This is a genomic window from Streptomyces sp. CB02366 (genome assembly GCF_001905905.1).
Lineage (GTDB): Bacteria > Actinomycetota > Actinomycetes > Streptomycetales > Streptomycetaceae > Streptomyces.
This window is the reverse complement of sequence record NZ_LIVT01000022.1, coordinates 1-274: the sequence shown is the minus strand read 5'-3', so window position 1 is coordinate 274 and position 274 is coordinate 1. Positions and strand designations below refer to the sequence as shown.

Sequence of the window (274 nt, the reverse complement as noted above, 5' to 3'; positions counted from 1 at the left end):
CCAGCAAGCGCGAGCCGGACCAGATCTGGGAGGCCCGCCCCGCCTACACCAACCCCGCCTACTCCCTCCGCGCCCCCAAGGCGGACCTGCGGGTGACCGCCCTCGACGTCAACGCGGCCTACCTGTCCGCGCTGAAGGTGTGGCTGCCGGTCGGGAAGCTGGAGCACACCACCGGCATGGACGGTGTCGGCCCGAAGCGCTCCGGGGTCCACCTGATCACCCCCGCCGAGTGGGCCCACCCCCACCTGCCCGACCCGCTCGGGGACCGCGACGA

General features: G+C 73.7%; 1 pseudogene. It reads left to right on the top strand.

The features are described 5' to 3' along the window. Nucleotides 1-274, top strand: a pseudogene (locus tag AMK24_RS34065) (DNA-binding protein); the annotation flags it as partial.